This is a genomic window from Citrobacter sp. S39 (assembly GCF_009495675.1).
Taxonomy (GTDB): domain Bacteria; phylum Pseudomonadota; class Gammaproteobacteria; order Enterobacterales; family Enterobacteriaceae; genus Citrobacter; species Citrobacter freundii.
This window is the reverse complement of the sequence record NZ_CP045555.1, coordinates 546,380-565,332: the sequence shown is the minus strand read 5'-3', so window position 1 is coordinate 565,332 and position 18,953 is coordinate 546,380. Positions and strand designations below refer to the sequence as shown.

17 protein-coding genes are annotated in these 18,953 nt (G+C 51.7%); 9 read left to right on the top strand and 8 right to left on the bottom strand.

Annotated features, from left to right (window positions below; translation table 11 throughout):
* The first annotated feature begins 1 nt into the window (after position 1).
* The 7 genes from vgrG to GFB57_RS02580 are packed head-to-tail and all read left to right on the top strand — an operon-like array spanning position 2 to position 8,743.
* Entirely contained in the window at positions 2–2,542 is a 2,541-nt protein-coding gene (gene vgrG, locus GFB57_RS02610; protein WP_008324248.1) for a type VI secretion system Vgr family protein, read from the top strand.
* Positions 2,535–4,631: an alpha/beta hydrolase gene (locus tag GFB57_RS02605; RefSeq protein ID WP_003031793.1), complete on the top strand. Its 2,097-nt coding sequence runs from the start codon at positions 2,535–2,537 to the stop codon at positions 4,629–4,631. Before vgrG ends, GFB57_RS02605 begins: the two co-directional genes overlap by 8 nt.
* Before the next feature lie 9 nt (positions 4,632–4,640).
* Positions 4,641–5,420 carry a hypothetical protein gene (locus tag GFB57_RS02600; RefSeq protein WP_003031795.1) on the top strand — a complete coding sequence of 260 codons (780 nt, stop codon included), beginning with the start codon at positions 4,641–4,643 and terminating at the stop codon, positions 5,418–5,420.
* A 46-nt stretch (positions 5,421–5,466) separates the two neighbouring features.
* Positions 5,467–6,252, top strand: a complete 786-nt coding sequence (locus GFB57_RS02595) for a hypothetical protein (protein WP_048231907.1) — start codon at positions 5,467–5,469, stop codon at positions 6,250–6,252.
* 46 nt (positions 6,253–6,298) lie between these two features.
* Positions 6,299–7,078 (top strand): hypothetical protein, encoded by a 780-nt coding sequence (locus GFB57_RS02590; protein ID WP_009364108.1) that lies wholly within the window; start codon positions 6,299–6,301, stop codon positions 7,076–7,078.
* 1 nt (position 7,079) lies between these two features.
* The gene (locus GFB57_RS02585) at positions 7,080–7,340 is read left to right on the top strand and encodes a PAAR domain-containing protein (RefSeq protein WP_003031798.1); all 261 of its coding nucleotides are present in this window, start codon (positions 7,080–7,082) and stop codon (positions 7,338–7,340) included.
* A complete protein-coding gene (locus GFB57_RS02580; RefSeq protein WP_003031800.1) occupies positions 7,337–8,743 on the top strand; it encodes a hypothetical protein in 1,407 nt (468 codons plus the stop codon). The genes GFB57_RS02585 and GFB57_RS02580 overlap by 4 nt, the downstream gene beginning before the upstream one ends.
* An 81-nt stretch (positions 8,744–8,824) precedes the next feature.
* Here the strand turns inward: GFB57_RS02580 and GFB57_RS02575 are convergent, their stop codons facing one another.
* The 3 genes from GFB57_RS02575 to GFB57_RS02565 form a co-directional block, all read right to left on the bottom strand.
* Positions 8,825–9,766, bottom strand: coding sequence for an ABC transporter substrate-binding protein (locus tag GFB57_RS02575; protein WP_003031801.1), 942 nt, complete (start codon positions 9,764–9,766; stop codon positions 8,825–8,827).
* Positions 9,767–9,854: 88 nt separating this feature from the next.
* Positions 9,855–10,850, bottom strand: coding sequence for a ribose ABC transporter permease (locus GFB57_RS02570; protein WP_003031803.1), 996 nt, complete (start codon positions 10,848–10,850; stop codon positions 9,855–9,857).
* Entirely contained in the window at positions 10,843–12,366 is a 1,524-nt protein-coding gene (locus GFB57_RS02565; protein WP_003031804.1) for a sugar ABC transporter ATP-binding protein, read from the bottom strand. The genes GFB57_RS02570 and GFB57_RS02565 overlap by 8 nt, the downstream gene beginning before the upstream one ends.
* Positions 12,367–12,480: 114 nt before the next feature.
* Here GFB57_RS02565 and GFB57_RS02560 point away from each other — a divergent pair, with 114 nt between their 5' ends.
* Positions 12,481–14,745 (top strand): hybrid sensor histidine kinase/response regulator, encoded by a 2,265-nt coding sequence (locus tag GFB57_RS02560; protein ID WP_003031806.1) that lies wholly within the window; start codon positions 12,481–12,483, stop codon positions 14,743–14,745.
* A gap of 69 nt (positions 14,746–14,814) precedes the next feature.
* Positions 14,815–15,144 (top strand): DDRRRQL repeat protein YjdP, encoded by a 330-nt coding sequence (gene yjdP, locus GFB57_RS02555; protein WP_003031807.1) that lies wholly within the window; start codon positions 14,815–14,817, stop codon positions 15,142–15,144.
* A gap of 201 nt (positions 15,145–15,345) precedes the next feature.
* Here the strand turns inward: yjdP and phnP are convergent, their stop codons facing one another.
* The 5 genes from phnP to phnL are packed head-to-tail and all read right to left on the bottom strand — an operon-like array spanning position 15,346 to position 18,904.
* Complete coding sequence (gene phnP, locus GFB57_RS02550; RefSeq protein ID WP_003031808.1) at positions 15,346–16,104, bottom strand: phosphonate metabolism protein PhnP; 759 nt, start codon at positions 16,102–16,104, stop codon at positions 15,346–15,348.
* A gap of 8 nt (positions 16,105–16,112) precedes the next feature.
* A complete protein-coding gene (gene phnO, locus GFB57_RS02545; RefSeq protein WP_003031809.1) occupies positions 16,113–16,547 on the bottom strand; it encodes an aminoalkylphosphonate N-acetyltransferase in 435 nt (144 codons plus the stop codon).
* Positions 16,534–17,088 (bottom strand): ribose 1,5-bisphosphokinase, encoded by a 555-nt coding sequence (gene phnN, locus GFB57_RS02540; RefSeq protein ID WP_003031810.1) that lies wholly within the window; start codon positions 17,086–17,088, stop codon positions 16,534–16,536. Before phnN ends, phnO begins: the two co-directional genes overlap by 14 nt.
* Positions 17,089–17,090: 2 nt before the next feature.
* Entirely contained in the window at positions 17,091–18,227 is a 1,137-nt protein-coding gene (gene phnM, locus GFB57_RS02535) for an alpha-D-ribose 1-methylphosphonate 5-triphosphate diphosphatase (RefSeq protein WP_003031811.1), read from the bottom strand.
* Positions 18,224–18,904 carry a phosphonate C-P lyase system protein PhnL gene (gene phnL / locus GFB57_RS02530; RefSeq protein ID WP_003031813.1) on the bottom strand — a complete coding sequence of 227 codons (681 nt, stop codon included), beginning with the start codon at positions 18,902–18,904 and terminating at the stop codon, positions 18,224–18,226. The genes phnM and phnL overlap by 4 nt, the downstream gene beginning before the upstream one ends.
* Positions 18,905–18,953 lie beyond the last annotated feature (49 nt).

Sequence of the window (18,953 nt, the reverse complement as noted above, 5' to 3'; positions counted from 1 at the left end):
AATGAAAAAAGGTTCAGGGTTCTATAATCTGGAAGGTATAGTTTCAAAGGAGAGTATAAATAAATATTTATTCTCCGTAAGGGGCGAAGGTAAGTTAGGGTGGCTTGATGTTGAAACAATTGAAGGTCATGAAAATTTAAGTAAACCATACAGTTATAAGATTACATTTACATCAAAACTAAAAAACATCCCTCCTGATTCACTTCTAAATATTGAAGGCTCGCTGAAAATCAGAGCACCTAATCATAATTGGAGTAAATATATTCAGGGTTCTGAAATGTGGCTATATGAACGACAAATTGAAGGCGTCATTACGTCATTTTCGCTTATTAGCACATCAGCGGATGAATCACTGTACGAAATCAGGCTGGAGCATAAGCTTGCATTACTCTCTCGACGCAAGCGATCGGCTATTTACCTGAACATAAATGTGCCGAATTTGGTCACGCAGATCCTCAAAGAACATGCTTTTGCCGATTATGAAATCGACTTTGATAATCTTGTTTGTATGTATCCTAACCGGGAAATGATCGTCCAGTGGGATGAGTCAGATTTAGCGTTTATCAGCCGCATCCTGTCAGAAGTTGGGATCTGGTTCAGAATTGAAAATCATCATGCCGTTCCGCACATTATGGTGCTTATCTTCAGCGATTCACAAAGCCGGTATATCTTCGATCAAAAGATTATGCATGCATCTCATGCGGGTCTGACAGCAAATGATTATTCGATCGATAAGCTGGTATCAAAGCACAACGTTGTTTCCGCAGCCGTTAAAGCAAAGAACTTTGACTATCGGCTTGCCAATTCGCTAATACTCAATGTTGATGCCGAGGGAGCTGAACAAACGTCGACGACGTATGGAGTGGATTATCGTTATGCGGATATTCATCACCAGCCGGGATCGAAATTTGCGGAGGAACAACCAGGCGAATCAAGCTGGTTCTACGCCAAACTGCATCACGAAATTATTCTTAATAATCAGTCCGTTTTAAGCGGCGTGACCACCAGTCCATCGATCGTGCCAGGTATGGTGCTTAAAATCGACGGTACCATTCCGCAGGCGTTCACTTCGGGCTTTGTGGTAACGGCAATGCGAGTGACGGGCAGGCGTGATGCAGCCCTGCAATCCCAACTGTTCGGTATTCCCTACAATGAGCGCGTTTGCTTTCGACCGCAGCCGCTACCCAGACCGCGTATCGCGGGTACGGTTCCGGCAATTGTTTCATCTCGAATAGACAATGACCAATATGCCCACATCGATCTGCAGGGGCGCTATTGGGTGAAGTTTGATTTTGACCTCGACCAGCACAGGCAAGGTTATGAAAGCATGCCCGTTCGTCTGGCGCGGGTTTATGCCGGTGATACTTATGGTCATCACTTTCCGTTAATCCAGGGCACAGAGGTCGCCATTGCGTTTGAAGGCGGCGATCCGGAAAGACCTTTTATTGCGCACGCTCTGCATCATGCTCCAAAGCCTGATCCCGTTACCAGCCGCAATAATACCCGCAATGTCATCCGCACTGCGGGTCTTAATAAGCTGCGGATGGAGGACTGGCGCGGGCAGGAACACGTCAAACTGAGTACCGAGTACGGCAAAACGCAGTTGAACATGGGCCATCTTGTAGATGCTGGCGGTAAACCTCGCGGCGAAGGCGCAGAACTGCGCACCGATGACCGCGCGGTCCTGAGGGCGGCAAAGGGGATACTACTCACGACTGAGGCGCAGCCAAAAGCCCAGGGTAAGCAGCTCGATATGAGCGCAGTGGTTCAGCAGCTTCAGGCCGCGCTTACGCTGGCAACGTCGCTTCAGCAGAGCGCGCTGACGGCACAGGCGTTAAATGTCGAACTGGGACCGCAGCAGCAGCTTAACGCCGCGCTTCAACAGCTCACCCGCTCGGGGCTGGTGGCCTATGCCGATCACGGTATGGCTCTGCTCACACCGGAAACCATGGCGCTGTCGGCAAACAAAGATCTGTCGCTGAACGCGGCCAACAACGGCAGTTTTAACGTTTTTAAGAAACTCTCCATGGCAGTCGGGCAGGGGTTATCGCTTTTCAGCAGAGCGATCGGGATCAAAATTATCGCCGCAAAAGATGATATTTCCGTCCAGGCACAGCGCGGGGAAATGGGCCTGCTTTCGGATCAGCATTTTCATATTCAGAGTATGAACGGCAACGTAACCATCAGCGCCAAAAAGAATATTCAGTTGCTGTGTGGAGGCGGCGGTATTCGAATAAATGAAGATGGCTCAGTAAAAATATTCTCTCCCGCAAAAGTGCAGTTGAAAGGCACCACTCTTGACTGGAGCGGACCGGAGTCGGCAAAAGATAAAACCCCTGTCTTTCAGGAAGAACAGTTTCATCGCCGCATTAAATTACATGGCTCTGGCAACCCAGACGATGTTCTGAAAAATACAAAATTCAGACTGACTAAGGCCTCCGGTGAAATCATTGAAGGTGTTACCGACGATGAAGGCATGACGCCGTTACTGGATATGACGGAAATGGATGAAATGAAAATGGAGATTTTGCCAAATGAGTAACAGTCCCTTTAATCCGCGGGTCGTGGCGACAGGTGTACAAGGCGTACCTAAATCCACCGGCGGAAAAATGGCCGTCTGCGAAGTGGCGGTTAAAAACCCTATGCCCTGTATTGTGATCCTTGTTCATGGCGTCAACGATGTGGGCGAGGCGTATCAAAATCAGGAGCAGGGGATTATTGCCGGCCTGAATGAACGTATGGGCCGCACGGATATGTATCCGCATGAGTGGCATCAGTACAAAATGGATATGGGGGATGGCGAGCAGCAGCAGGTGAAAATGCCCGGGCGCAGTCCGGTGATCCCATTTTACTGGGGATATAAACCCGTCGATCATGCAACGTATATTGACGATCAGCGGCGTTACCGCGATGAGCGGGCTAAATCAGGAGACGCCGCAAAGCTGCCTTATAACGCCTACCAGGAAGATGACAACGCAACGCTGGCAAAGTTAGGACACATTCCTCAAACCACGTTGAAATTTCAGAATGATAATTTCGGCAACGTGCTGGACGATGTGTACGCCAAAGGCGGGGGGACCTTTGCCAATGCGACAACCACTATTCCGGATATGCTAGGCCCTGGCTCCGGCGGCCCTGCGAACGCTACGGCAGGATTTGCTTCATTTCATCTGAATGGCGGGGATTTTACGCACCCTATTTATGATAACCCGCACCGAATTTATCAGTTTTTTGCCGCGCAGCGGCTGGCCGATTTAATCCTGATGATTCGAAGAGAACCGGCAACAAAATTCGATCCCATTAATATCATTGCGCACTCCCAGGGAACGATAATCACCATGCTGGCCAATATGCTGGTAAAAGCAGCAGGTGCCGATCCTGCCGATTGTGTGATACTTAACCATTCTCCCTATGCACTGGAAAAAACGGCTGCTGAAAGTGTCACACCTGGACATCACCAGACGGATCGCGCCCGACAGCAGACGTTCCGCAATTTCTGCCAGTTGATGGCGACCAACGCCAGATACGGCAAGGGGGAATATCACACGCAGGCCGAGATTGATGAATTAGAAGGCGCGCTGTGCCTGAGTAAAACCAATTCACAGTGGCGGCAGAATAAACTCTATACGCGTAATAACTTTGGCAAGGTATATAACTATTTTTGCCCCAATGACAGTGTGGTTTCATTACTTAACGTCCAGGGTTTGGGCTGGCGGGGAGTCCCTCATGACATTGCCAGCGGCATAGACAATCTGCGCCAGCGGGTTTTCTGCGAAAATGGTCCGGAAATAGGCGGCAGCCCACTGAGCGTGCCTTTTGAAATGCCGGCGTTAAAAAAGGATTGTTTTGATCAGGATACGCTGGCGACCAGACAATATACGTTTGCGGATGTTGTTGTGAATGGTGAGCAGCTCCCCGTCACCTTCAGACACCAGTTACAGGGCGCGGGAAGTCAGTATAAATATTCGATAGCGCCGGGTTCACCCGATCAGGACATCTCATTTTCTGCAAAAGCCACGGTTATTGCGCGCACTGAGACAGATTTCAAAAATCTCAGCGGCGCAGGTTTCGATTATTTACAGCCGGGCCAGGAATTAACGCCCACTGAACTTACGATGTTCGCCAAAAAATATGGCAAGCCTTATACCAAAGGCGTTGTTCTGGGCGGGGGATACAATAAGACCGTTCAGTTGATTTATGAAAAAACGCCGGATGAGCTGCCAAAAGAATGGATGCAATCAGAGCAGGTTGGTTACAGCCAGCATTCCTCTATTGTTATGTCGAAAGATGCCCCCGCGAAAGCGATGCCTTTCGATCTGGCGGTGGGAATATGCAGAGCATTTGATCACCGCTGCGGAGAATTCTGGACCGAGCTACTCCTGCGCGGGGACTGGCGTATGAAGCGTAACGGTCTTCAGGAAGCAGTTGAATATTATAAATCAGGAGAGCTAAACGACAGGAAAACAAAAATATATATGAATAAACCAGATGATATTTTACCGACAGGAACGTTTGGCGTGGTTAACGAATATTGCCATTCAACAACGGTTAAACCTGCCAGACATAATGAAATATATAATACCGAGACACCCAATCTGCAATGGGATATGCCCAAAATACTTAACGTTTAAGGATGAGTTATGATAATGGGAAATGTGGTAAGCGTAATCGTCGTAGCAATTTCACTATGTGTTATCTCTGGCTGTACAAAAAAAACACCCTCACAGGTTATTTATCGTTATGACGATAATCGTTATCTGGAGTTAAAAGGCTATTATTGTGAGGGAGCACTTTGGTATCACGATGGTAAAAAAAATATTCATAAAGAGATATATGATGGAGTATTTGCTTCCTTCAGGATATTCTCTGGGATATATATCCATCCATCGGATAAATACATCTTTATTCCTGAATGGGAACCCGGTGCATATACAATATCTAAAGACTATGGACAAACGTGGCAGGTCGCAACGTATATGTCCCCATCTCAGGGGCAAGAGAAAAATTCTGATGGGAATATGGTAGATAGACCTGAAGGAAAAGAAATAAAAAGAGTGGTGGTGGTTAATAATCAGGCATTTATTTCCACTGCACAAGGACATTTATATCTGAGCTCATACCCTTTTGACGACCCGCGCTTAAAGCCGGGTGGTCCGGGTATAGATTATCAATACTTTGATGACACGTATTATCTCTACAGACCAGGCAAGCATAAATCCAGTGGCGAGTATGTGAACGGCCATATGAGACCTGAATCGCCAGGTGCTGCCTGGGGAACGGTGGTGTTTATGAAAGCATCCCTGGCCCATTTAACGGAGGGATATAAGGCCAACTATCAAAACCTGCCGGACAAAGAACCAGAAGTGGTGGGCTATAAGGGCTGGACCCGGATGTACTGCGATATGGATGCAGGGAAATAATCTGCAATGGGATATGCCCAAACCGCTTAACGTTTAAGGATAAATTATGAATAAGGGAAGTGCGTTAAAAATAATGATCGGAACTATTTCGCTATGTGCTATCGCTGCCTGTACAAAAAGAACACCCTCACAGATTATTTATCGCTATGATGATAACCGATATCTGGAATTAAAAGGCTATAATTGTGAGGGAGCGCTTTGGTATCATGATATCAGGCGGAATATACATAAAGAATTAGTAAATGGCGTTTATTCAACGTATCAGATCTTTTCCGGTGTATATATTCACCCATCAGATAAGTATATTCTGATACCACGATGGGAGCCAGATGCTTACAAGATATCTAAAGATTACGGACAAACGTGGCAGGTAGCAGACTATATGGCCTCTTCCCGGGCGCTGGAGAGAAACTCCGATGGGGTTATGCGTGACTATCCTGAAGGAAAAGAAATCAAAAGAGTGGTGGTGGTTAATAACCAGGCATTTATTACCACGGCGCAGAATCATTTGTATATGAGTTCATACCCTTTTGACGACCCGCGTTTAAAGCCGGGTGGTCCGGGTATAGATTATCAATACTTCGATGATACCGACTATCTCTCTATATATACAGACGGAAAGAAAAAATCTAAAGGAAAATATTATTATGGTCATACCCGTCCTGAATCTCCAGGTGCTGCCTGGGGAACAGTGGTGTTTATGAAAGCATCCCTGGCCCATTTAACGGAGGGATATAAGGCCAACTATCAAAACCTGCCGGACAAAGAACCAGAAGTGGTGGGCTATAAGGGCTGGACCCGGATGTACTGCGATATGGATGCAGGGAAATAATCTGCAATGGGATATGCCCAAACCGCTTAACGTTTAAGGATGAATTATGAAACCAGGAAATACGGTAAGAATAATTGTTGGAGTGATTTCGCTATGTGCTATCTCTGCCTGTATAAAAAAAATACCCTCGCAGGTAATTTATCGGTTTGATGATAATCGCTACCTGGAGTTGATAGGATATGATTGTGAAGGATATGTTGTTTACCATGACATAAAAAGAAAAATCCACAAATCAATTTATGGTAATCCAATCTATAGAGTGTTCTCGGGTGAGTTTATCCATCCCTCAGAACAGTACGTTCTGGTGCCTGAATGGGAACCCGGGGCATATAAAATATCTAAAGATTATGGGCAAACATGGCAGGTAGCAAACTATATGGCCTCTTCTCAGTCGCAGGAGAGAAACTCCGATGGGGTTATGCGTGACTATCCTGAAGGAAAAGAAATAAAAAGAGTGGTGGTGGTCAATAACCAGGCGTTTATTACCACGGCGCAGAATCATTTATATATGAGTTCATACCCATTTGACGACCCGCGTTTAAAGCCGGGTGGTCCGGGTATAGATTATCAATACTTCGATGATACCGACTATCTCTCTATATATACAGACGGAAAGAAAAAATCTAAAGGAAAATATTATTATGGTCATACCCGTCCTGAATCTCCAGGTGCTGCCTGGGGAACAGTGGTGTTTATGAAAGCATCCCTGGCCCATTTAACGGAGGGATATAAGGCCAACTATCAAAACCTGCCGGACAAAGAACCAGAAGTGGTGGGCTATAAGGGCTGGACCCGGATGTACTGCGATATGGATGCAGGGAAATAATATGAAAGGTGTAATCAGACTAAATGACCCGCAGGAAAACGGTGGGTATGTGAACAAAGCTTCTGGTAGCAAGTTTATGGGAATTCCCGTCGCTTTAATGGGGGATACTGTTGTTTGTATTGCGCATAAAGGGACCTTTCCCATACTTGATTTTGAACCAACCTGGACAATGGACGGTAGAGGTGTTGTTGTGGATGGGTGTAGGGCTGCATGCGGTTGTGCAATAAAAACCACACTGCCAACAGCGGGGACAAGCAAATGAATAAATGGAAGAGACCAAACAAGAATCCGTATCAGGATGTAGGAAAATTTCCGCTGATTACTATGCTGGTCATTAGCTTTGGTATATTTTTAGTTTTTACAACATACAGTATATTAAATTGGCAGCAGGGAGAAAAAGTTACTGGTGAATTGATATCGATTACATTATCAACCCCGTTGATACTAGTATTAGTGATCTGGTGCGCTGTAGGGATGGCTTACTGTTTTATAGCTTATCCATTTTGTTATGCGGATTTCCTTGAAAAATATGGTATGAATCGATGGCAAAATTGGGCCAGACAGGCGTTACCTCTTTTAGATTACTCATCAATTCTTCCAGTATCAGAGCTGGCGCTAAAGATGCAAAAACTAGAGGGTGAGGCACCTACAGGCGCCGCAACGCCGTTAAGAATTGCTATTGAAGTTGATTCTATGGATGACATCAGAGTTGATAAAGTACTAAGGCAGTTGATCGAGCCACTCAAAAACTCTCTTGTTAGACAATATTCTCCCTTTAAGACCTGGCTATATGTTAAGGGAGCAGATGACTCTATAGGTAATAGCTTCAAAACGGTGCTTGAAAGCTTGAGCGTCCCCAAAGATAAAATTGGGGAAATAAAAATCCTCCATGAATGCCCTGATTATTATTTAATCAACGACTGGATTGGTTTTAATATGTTTGAAAATAATCTAATTGTTACAGTTGAATTGCACAGCGAAAATGACTCTGATTTTTTTGAAAGTGCAAACGCATTTGTTTTCACCGATGACAGGTTCCTTGAAAGTAAAGATACACCATTATATTTATTACGCATGATGGACAGTACACCGTATTATCTCGATGAAATAGTGAATACATATCTCTCCGCTCAGCAAGTGGTAATTGATAAAATTAAAAGATTATGGTTCAACTCGCTGGATAAACAGTCAAAATTCGTAATATCTGGTGCAATAGAAAATGCAAAAACGGGCATTCTCCCTGATAGCAGATATGATCTGGAAACCGTCACCGGGAAAGGCTCTGAGGTTCAGCGCTGGGTCGTATTAGCGTTGGCTGCGGATGCTGCAAAATACGGGCAAGGACACCAATTATTCGCCAGTAAATCTGCAGATACTATTCAATCCGGGATAATCGCGGCTAAATATCCAGGGCGTAAACCTGCTCCTGACATAGCAGACTTCTCGAATTATTGGAAAATTATATCCGCATGCTCAATTATTTTATGGTGTACTGGGTATCTCTGTTTAGTGTCAGAGGAAACCTTCAACATTCATCCCTGGTATTCTATTGTTCCTTTTGTGGTTGGTATATTGGTTATTTTTATAGCGGTATTGTTTTTTTCTATATTCGTGAGTGATAAAATTGAGCAGGAAATGGGTATTTACTATGTTCCATTTTTATGAGGAAAGCGCCCTGACGGGCGCTTATTCTTCAATTTCTTATACTGTCTTTACCGTGGGGAGAGGTATCAGGCGGCCCAGCACTTATTTCACCGTCCAACCCTTATAACTGCCGACGTTGTTTTTATCGATCATCGTCACTGGGATCAGCACGGGTTCTTTCGGGGCGGGTTTCCCCTGTAATATGTCATAACCGATTTCGACCGCTTTGGCAGCCATCACCTGCGGATCTTGTGCTGGCGTCGCCACAAATAGTGAGTTTTCGCGCTTCAGGGCTTCTTCGCCGTCCGGGCTGCCGTCTACGCCGACAATAAAGAATTCGCTACGTTGCGCCTGCTTTGCCGCCAGATCGGCACCGATCGCCGTGGGATCGTTAATGGCGAATACGCCGTCGATCTTCGGATTCGCCGCCAGCAACGCGGTCATGATCTCCAGCCCGCCTTCGCGACTGCCTTTGGCATTTTGGTTATATGACAGCACCTTGATGTCCGGGTGGCGTTTAAACTCCGTCTGGCAGCCTTCCACGCGGTTCTGGACGGCGGAAACCGGCGGCCCGTTGATGATGACGACGTTGCCTTTGCCTTTCAGACGGTCGGTAATATATTTACAGGCCATTTCTCCCGCCTGGGTGTTATCGGAGGTGATGGTGGCGTCTGCGCCTTCCGCCGCCACGTCAACGGCGACCACCACAATCCCGGCGTCTTTCGCGCGTTTTACCGCCGGGCCGATGCCTTTGGAGTCGGCGGCGTTAAGGATAATCATGTCGACTTTGGCGGCAATAAAGTTGTCGATTTGCGACACCTGTTGCCCCAGATCGTAGCCGCTGGAAACCAGCGTTACTTTAACGCTATCACCTGCCAGTTTGCGTGCTTCCAGCTCCGCGCCTTTGGTGATCTGCACGAAGAACGGGTTGGCCAGATCGCCCACCGTAACGCCGATGGATTTCAGTTCTTTTGCCTGCACAAATGGAGCTGCAGCAAGTAGGGCGCCAGCACAGAGCGCGGTCACTAATGGCTTCAAACGCATACTCGTTTCCTCACGTAGGGTATTGTTGTTATACGCCTGATGGCGCTGCGCTTATCAGGCCTACGAATGAGTAGGCCAGTAAGCTTGTCTATGCACTTTGATGGTGTCGGGTACGGTATTTGTCGATCAGCACCGCTATGATGATCACCGCCCCTTTGATCACCAATTGCCAGAAATAGGAGACGCCCATCAGCGTCATGCCGTTATTGAGCGTGGCGATGATCAACGCCCCCACCAGCGTGCCGGTGATGGTGCCGATCCCGCCAACAAAGCTGGTGCCGCCGAGGATCACCGCCGCGATGGCGTCCAGTTCGTAACCCATACCTAAGTTGCCGTTGGCGCTGTACAGCCGCGAGGCGCTCATCACCCCGCCAAGACCTGAGAGCAAACCGCTCATGCCGTAGACGAACAGCAGCACCAGCCACACTTTGATCCCGGTTAAGCGCGCGGCCTGCATATTGCCGCCAACCGCATAGATATGAACGCCGAGCGTTGTGCGCCTAAGAATGAACCAGCACACCACCACCACCGCCAGCGCAATGACCACCAGCCACGGAACCGGACCGAGATAGTTGTTGCCGATCCACTCAAAGCTGATGTTGGAGTTAATCACCGTCGTGCCATCCGCCAGCAGATAGGCCGCGCCGCGCAGCGCCGTATAGGTTCCAAGCGTGACGATAAACGGCGGCAGGCCGGCAAAAGCGACCAGCGCGCCGTTAAACAACCCCAGCACCATGCCGAGCAACAGTGCAGCAGGGACTGACAGCATGGCAAACTCAGGAATGAGAGAAACCACCATGGCTGCGACGGCGGTGGTGCCGAGAATCGAACCAACCGAAAGATCGATGCCGCCGGTTAAAATAATGAAGGTCATGCCAGCGGCCAGCACGATGTTGATCGACGCCTGACGGGTAATATTCAGCAGGTTGCTTTCGGTAAAAAAGTTAGGCGCGATAAAGCCAAACACCGCCACTATCAGGATGAGAATCGGTAAGATACCGACCGTTTGCATCAGATCGCTCATCAGCATTTTTTTTGCGGAGGCGGATTTCGCCACCTGCTGGGGAGTGGTTGGATTATTCATGGGGCACCGCCTGATGATGGGAGTCGTTCACGCCGGTTGCCAGCGTCATAATATTTTCCTGGGTAATACTTTGTCCGTTCAGCTCGCCGGCAATACTGCCTTCGCGCATGACGTACACGCGGTCGCTCATCCCGACCACTTCCGGTAGTTCGCTGGAGATCATCAGGATCGCCACGCCTTTGCGCGCCATATCGTTCATGATCCGGTAGATCTCGCTTTTGGCGCCGACGTCCACGCCGCGCGTCGGTTCATCGAGGATCAAAATGCGTGGCCCGATCGCCACCCAGCGCGAAATCAGCAGCTTTTGCTGGTTGCCACCGGACAAGCCGCCTGCGCGGACCTGGGCATGCGGGACGCGAATATTGAGCAATTTGATGGCGTCATCGGAAATCGCCTGCGCCTTTTTGCGATCGAGCATGCCCCAGTTCGCGTCACGTTCCAGCGTTGCCATGGTGATGTTTTCTGCCGCTGCCAGCTCTAAAAATAATCCCTGCTCTTTGCGGTTTTCCGTCAGAAAGCCAATGCCGTGGTCAATTGCTTCGCGCGGGGAGTGGATCACCACCGGTTCACCGTCCACTTCAATCATGCCGCCGATGGCTTTGCGCACGCCAAAAATCAGCTGCGCCAGTTCAGAACGCCCTGCGCCGACTAACCCGGCCAGGCCGACGATCTCCCCGGAGCGCACCAGCAAGCTGCACGGCTGGACTTTATGGCCGTCGGTAAGGTGATGGACGTTGAGGCGTGCTTTACCTAAGGGAATATCGCGCTCTTTGTTGAACAGATCGCTCAACGGACGGCCCACCATCATGCGCACCAGTTCCGAGGCGTTGAGCTTGTCGCGGGTCAGGCTGCCAACATATTGCCCGTCTCGCAGGACGCTGACGCGATCGGAGAGTTCGTAAACTTCCGCCATGCGGTGGCTGATGTAGATAATCGCCATCCCCTCATCGCGCAGGCGCATGATCAGTTCAAACAGGCGGTGGGTTTCACGTGAGGAGAGGGCGGCGGTGGGTTCATCCATCACCAGAATGCGGCTGTTACGGTGCAGGGCACGGGCAATTTCAACCTGCTGCTGTTCGGCGATGGTCAACGTCATCACACGGTCGCTGGCCTTAAACTGGGCACCGAGTCGGTCGATGACTTTCTGTGACTGCGTGACCATCTCTTTACGCTGGACCAGACCGCCGCGCGACAGCTCGCTGCCAAGAAAGATATTTTCTGCCACCGTCAGGTTCGGCGCGAGCTGCATCTCCTGATAAATCAGCGTGATGCCCGCGCTGAGTGCATCTTTGGGACCGCGAATGTGAAACGGCTGACCGTCAATCAGGATTTCACCGCTGGTGGCGGTATAGGCACCCGCGAGGATCTTCATTAGGGTGCTTTTCCCCGCACCGTTCTCGCCCATCAGGGCATGAATCTCGCCCGGCCAGACCGTTAAATCGACCCCTTTCAGCGCGTAAAATTTGCCAAACGCTTTAGCAATGTTGCGCATCTCCAGAACCGGTGTCCTGCTCATGGCGGATCTCCTGTGGGGTGGCCGATATCAGCAGTCCATCACAGGAATGTAAATGCAAAATGTCAGAAGCCGTTCATATTTGTCATATTGCGATTTTTCTTCACGGAGCGTGATATGCCGCAACCGGGACGTCACTTTTTCGCCAGTGCGCGTGGACGATTGCTGTTCTTCAATCTGCTGGTGGTGGCGGTCACGCTGATGGTGAGCGGCGTGGCGGTGCTGGGGTTTCAGCACGCAAGCCAGATCCAGGAGCAGGTGCAGCAGCAAACCGTTGACGACATGACCGGCAGCATGAACCTGGCACGGGATACGGCGAACGTCGCGACAGCGGCGGTGCGGTTGTCGCAGGTAGTCGGGGCGCTGGAATACAAAGGGGAAGCGGAGCGGCTGCAGGAGACGCAAAGGGCGCTGAAGCAGTCGCTGGAACAACTGGCTACCGCGCCGCTGGCACAGCAAGAGCCGGTGCTGGTCGAGCGAATTATCCAGCGCAGCCAGGAGTTACAAAGCAGCGTAGAAGGTATGTTGCAGCGCGGTCAGCGGCGGCACCTGGAACGTAACGCGCTGCTCAGTTCGCTGTATCAGAATCAAAGCTATTTACGTCATCTGCAAAAGCTCACCGGCGCGCAGGACGATGTGCTGCTGGGGCAGATGGACCGCTTAATTGTTGCCGCCATCGACACGCCCACGCCGCGTTCAGTGGTGAAACAACTGGATGCGGTGATGCCCGCTCTTCCCTTGTTTCATGCCAATCCGCTGATTAGCGGTATCCTCAACGACTTCAACCAGGAGCTGCATAAGCTGGAGCCGCTCTCTTCCGCGCTGGAGCAAAGCGATTTGGCCATCAATTGGTATATGTTCCACATCAAAGCGTTGGTGGCGATCCTCAACAGCGATATCAACCAGTATGCCTCGCAGGTGGCGCTGATCTCAGAGCAGCGGGTGGCGCAAAGCCATCAGGAACTGCAATCCGGCGCGTTGTTTATTTTAGTGTTTGCGCTGCTGGCGGTGGTGATCACCGGTTTTGCCGGGTGGTATATCTACCGTAATCTCGGCTCCAACCTAACGGCCATTTCGCGGGCGATGACCCGGCTGGCGCACGGTGAATCAGACGTCAGTGTCCCGGCCCTGCAGCGGCGCGATGAGCTGGGCGAGCTGGCCCGCGCCTTTAGCGTCTTTGCCCGCAATACGGCATCGCTGGAGCACACCACCCGACTGCTAAAAGAAAAAACCAGCCAGATGGAAATCGATCGCACCGAGCGTCAGGGGCTGGAAGAAGCGCTGTTGCACAGCCAAAAGCTGAAGGCGGTGGGGCAACTGACGGGTGGATTAGCGCATGATTTCAATAACCTGCTGGCAGTGATTATTGGCAGTCTGGATTTGGTGAATCCGGAGTCGCCCGATGCGCCACGGGTCAATCGGGCGCTAAAAGCCGCCGAGCGCGGGGCGCTGCTTACCCAACGGCTGCTGGCCTTTTCGCGCAAACAGTCATTGCACCCTCATGCGGTGGAGCTGAAAACGCTGCTGGAAAACCTGGGCGAACTGATGCGCCACTCTCTTCCGGCCACGTTGACGCTGGAGATTGAAGCCCAGTCGCCTGCCTGGCCCGCGTGGATTGACGTCAGCCAACTGGAAAACGCCATTATCAATCTGGTGATGAACGCCCGTGACGCCATGGACGGGCAGGCGGGCACGATAAAAATCCGTACCTGGAATCAACGGGTTACGCGCAGCGATGGGCGTAAGCAGGACATGGTGATGCTGGAGGTAGCCGACCAGGGAAGTGGGATGTCGCAGGCAGTGAAAGCGCAGGTCTTCGAGCCCTTTTTCACCACCAAACAGACCGGCAGCGGCAGTGGGCTGGGGCTGTCGATGGTTTACGGTTTTGTGCGCCAGTCCGGTGGCCGGGTGGAGATTGAAAGCGCCCCCGGGCAGGGAACGACTGTCCGGCTGCAACTGCCTCGCGCCGTTGTTCCGGTGCAGGCTCAAGTGGAAGCGGTAGCGCAACACACAACGACCAACGATGAAAAACTGGTGTTGGTGCTCGAGGATGAGGACGATGTACGCCAGACGTTGTGCGAGCAATTACACCTGCTGGGCTACCTGACGTTAGAGGCCGCCAACGGCGAACAGGCGATGCATATGCTGGCGGCTTCATCCGAGATTGATATTTTTATCAGCGACTTAATGCTGCCAGGTGGTTTAAGCGGCGTGGATGTGGTTAACCATGCCCAGGCACATTATCCGCAGTTGTCCATCCTGCTGATGAGCGGTCAGGATTTACGCCCGGCGCATAACCCGGCGCTGCCGGATGTGGCACTATTGCGTAAGCCTTTTACCCGGGGAGAACTGGCGCAGGCGCTGCGGCATTCGCGTAATTGAGATTCCTCCGCTACCCGCGCAAATACGCTTTGGTTACCGTGGGGCGAGTTTCTTGATGAGGCTGGTTTTATGCAACGCTCCGCGACATTCCTTCTTTTTAGTTTGCTGATGCTGACCACCGTATCGGCGCAGGCGGATATTATCGATGACGCCATTGGTAATATTCAGCAGGCGATAAACGACGCATACAAACCGGACAACGGGCGGGATTATGATGATTCCCGTGATGAAAGCTGGCAGCGCCAGATGAGTGACGACCGGCGCAGGCAATATGACAATCGCCGCCGCCAGTTTGAAGATCGACGTCGCCAACTGGATGACCGTCAGCGCCAGCTTGATCAAGAACGGCGTCAGTTAGAAGACGAAGAACGCAGAATGGAAGAAGATTACGATCGTTAACTGTAACTATCTAAATGTAAGAATATTTTATCCCCTGTAAGGGATTTCGCTGTCAGCTCAACATCTCGCCATTTTATGTCAATGCATGCACTTGAGCACAGTGCATGTATGCATTGCAATCTCTCTATGCTTATGGAAAAGTCGCCTGGCTGTCGTCTTGTCGGCCGGATAAGATGTTTTCATCGCATCCGGCAAATTTCCTTACTCCAGCATAATCTCCATTCCGTCATATCCTGCCTCAAACCCTGCGGGAAGCTGGTTTTCCATTATCCACAGGTCGAACTGATGGCTGATATGCGTCAGGATCACCCGTGGACAGCGGATAACGTCGTTCAACGCGATAACGGTATTTAAATCACAGTGATTGCGCGGTGGCTCGGTGCGCGGGGCATGGCTGCAGTCGATGATAATCACCTGGGGTTGGTTATTGTGGAGAAACTTCAGCGTCTTGTCGGGAAGTCTGGCGGTATCGGAGAGCCACGCCACGCGGCTATGTGCGGTCTCCAGCAGATAACCAAACGTCAGCTTTGAATGGTTGAGCGGTAGCGGCGTGACCTGCAATCCTTGCAGGTCAAACACTACGAATGGCGCGACGGTATGGCTAAAATCGAGGATGCCGTGATGCTTAAACAGATCGTCGCAACCCTGTTCATCCGGCGGTCCGTACACCGGGATAGTCGCCCCCACGCCCCAGCGCAGCGGAAACAGCCCCTGCACGTGATCCATATGATAGTGGGTCAACAGAAACTGCTGGAAGCTGCCCGCTGGCCAGTCGTCCATCAGATGCGGGATCCCCGCGTCCAGCAGCGTCACCGCATTGTTGAATTTGACCACCCCGCTACAAGGGCGTCGACGATATTGCGCCTGTAAGCGTGCTCGTTGGCAGGCCGCACAGTCGCAGCCAAATGTCGGCACCAGCTGTGCGCCGCCCGTTCCCGTTAGCGTAATGGTCAGACTCATGGCTCCCCCTACAGCGGTTTGGTGAAGCGAAAATGGCTCATGGTATAGCCTTCGCGCTGGTAAAAACGGTGTGCGTCAAGGCGTTGGGTGCTGGTGGAAAGCTCGGTGACTTCTGCGCCCGCTTCGCGTGCGGCGGCTTCGGCCCAGGCCAGTAGCTGGCTGCCAACCCTTAACCCTCGCGCCTGCGGCATCACCACCAGTTCCTGGATTTCGCCAATCCAGTTGGCGTGGTGAAGATGAAACTGCAGGTGTAGACCGATCAAGCCGACGACCTGTCCGTCGATCAGTGCCAGCTGGTAGTGCATATTGGCATCTTGCAGATTAGCGGCGTAACCAGCGCTAAAAGCCTGCAGGTCAAATTGACCCTGCTTCAACTCGCAGATGAGCGCGTAAACCGCATCGGTATCGTAGAGCGTGGCGCGGCGTAATTCACAGACAGACATGTTTCTTCTCCTTGCGTCCCATCAGTGCGAGCAGTGTATCGACAGACTGTAGCAAACTACCATCGTTATTCAGGACGTGGCAGTCATACGGGGCGTAGCGGGCTGCGCGTTCAAGACGGGCGGCGATTTCCGTTTCGCTCTCCCGCCCACGAGCCTGCAGGCGCTGGCGGAGAATTGCCGGAGAAACCTGTAAGCAAATGGGAAGCAAAGAAGCGCCATAACGGGCCTGCGCCTGGGGCAGATGCGCACGCGAGCCGTTGACCACCACATCAAAACCAGTGTGCAGCCAGAGGTCTATCTCCACGCCGACGCCGTAGTAGAAACCGTTGGCGTGCCAGCTCAGCGCCAGCAGATTCTGCCCGGCGCGGGTAAAAAACTCTGGTTCACTTAGCGCAATATGATTTTCATTCCCGGCGTTGGCGGCGCGGGTGATGTAGCGATGCGCCACCAGCAGTTGCGCCGGTTCCTGCTGGCGCAATTCTGCCAGCAGACTGTCCTTACCGGAGCCGGACGGCCCCATCAGCCAGATCAGTTTACCCATAGTCAGAATACCCTTTTGCCCTGACGCCAGACGTGGTCGATATGGATGTTGCCGCCTTTGCGATGCGCCAGCACCAGATCCGCGCGTTTACCTTCGGCAATAACGCCGCGATCGTCGAGATTTAAGGCCCGCGCCGGATTGCGGGTCACCAGACGAATAGCCTGCGACAGCGTAAAGCGGTTAGCGTCGTCATCCGCTACGCGAAATGCCGCATCGAGCAGGCTGGCGGGGTAGTAGTCGGAGGAGAGAATATCCAGCAGCCCCAGCTCAGCCAGCCTATGTGCCGCCACGTTGCCGGAGTGAGAACCGCCGCGCACGATGTTAGGTGCGCCCATCAGCACGTTCATGCCATGCTGGCGTGAGGCATCGGCGGCTTCGAAAGTTGTGGGAAATTCGGCGATCACGCTGCCAAGTTGATGCGATTCCAGCACATGATCGCAGGTGGCATCGTCATGGCTCGCCAGCGCAATCTGGCGCTCACGGCACATCTGGGCAATCGCCGTGCGGTTGGGCTGTGACCAACGCGCAGCCAGCGCTAACTGTTCTTCTTCATAACGGGCCATCTGCTCGTCGGTGAGCGAATACTTGCCCTGATAATACTCGCGGTACTTCTCACGATTGGCGAACTGACGCTGGCCGGGGGAATGATCCATCAGCGACACCAGCGTCACCGGCTCACGACCGACCAGTTTTTCAAACAGCGGCAGGGTAGTGTGATGCGGCAGCTCGCAGCGCAGGTGCAAGCGGTGCTCGGCGCGATTGACCCCACGCTTTTGCGTCTCTTCCACCGCGTTGATCATCTTCTCCAGATTTTCCAGACGGTCACCACCGTCGCGCACATCGCCAATCGCCACTGCGTCCAGCACGGTGGTAATGCCGCTGGCGACCATTAGCGCGTCGTGGCTGCTCATCGCCGAGTGGGCAGGCCAATCTACCTTCGGGCGCGGGGTAAAAAATTTGTCGAGATTATCGGTATGCAGCTCGATAAGCCCTGGCAGCAGCCAGCCGCCTTCGCCGTCCAGCGCCTCAGGTAGGCTGCTCGGACTTTCAGCAAAGGCGCGAATGACCCCGCCCTCGATTTCCAGCGATCCTTGCACCACGTCATCTTCCAGTACCAGCTTTACATTATTGATAATCATGCTGTTGTTCCCATCAGATGCAGACGATCCGCTACGCGGTCGCGCACGGTTTGATCGTGAAAAATACCGACAATTGCTGCGCCGCGGGCTTTTGCTTCTTCAATCAATGCGACGACGGCGGCGCTATTTTTGGCGTCCAGCGAGGCGGTGGGTTCATCGAGCAGCAGAATCGGGTAATCGACGATAAACCCGCGGGCGATGTTGACGCGCTGCTGTTCGCCACCGGAGAAGGTCGACGGTGCCAGGTGCCACAGCCGCTCCGGCACGTTCAGGCGGGTAAGCAGGTTAGCCGCTTTGGCTGCACACTCCTCACGGGAGACACCCAGATCCAGCAGCGGTTGCATCACCACATCCAGCGCGGAAATCCTCGGGATTACGCGCAGGAACTGGCTCACCCAGCCGATGGTTGAACGGCGAACTTCCAACACTTTGCGCGCTGGGGCCTGCACCAGATCGACCCACTCATCGCTGTGGCGAATGTGGATGTGTCCTTCATCCGGCAGATAGTTGGCGTACAGCGATCGCAGCAGCGTGGACTTGCCGCTACCCGAGTGACCGTGCAGCACCACGCATTCGCCATTTTTCACTTCCAGCGTGGCGTTTTGCAGCACCGGCAGACGCACGCCGTTTTGCTGATGCAGGACAAAAGTTTTACTGATGTTTTCAACGCGAATCATTTGAGCCTCATGGTTCTTATTGCCGGATGGCGCTGCGCTTATCCGGCCT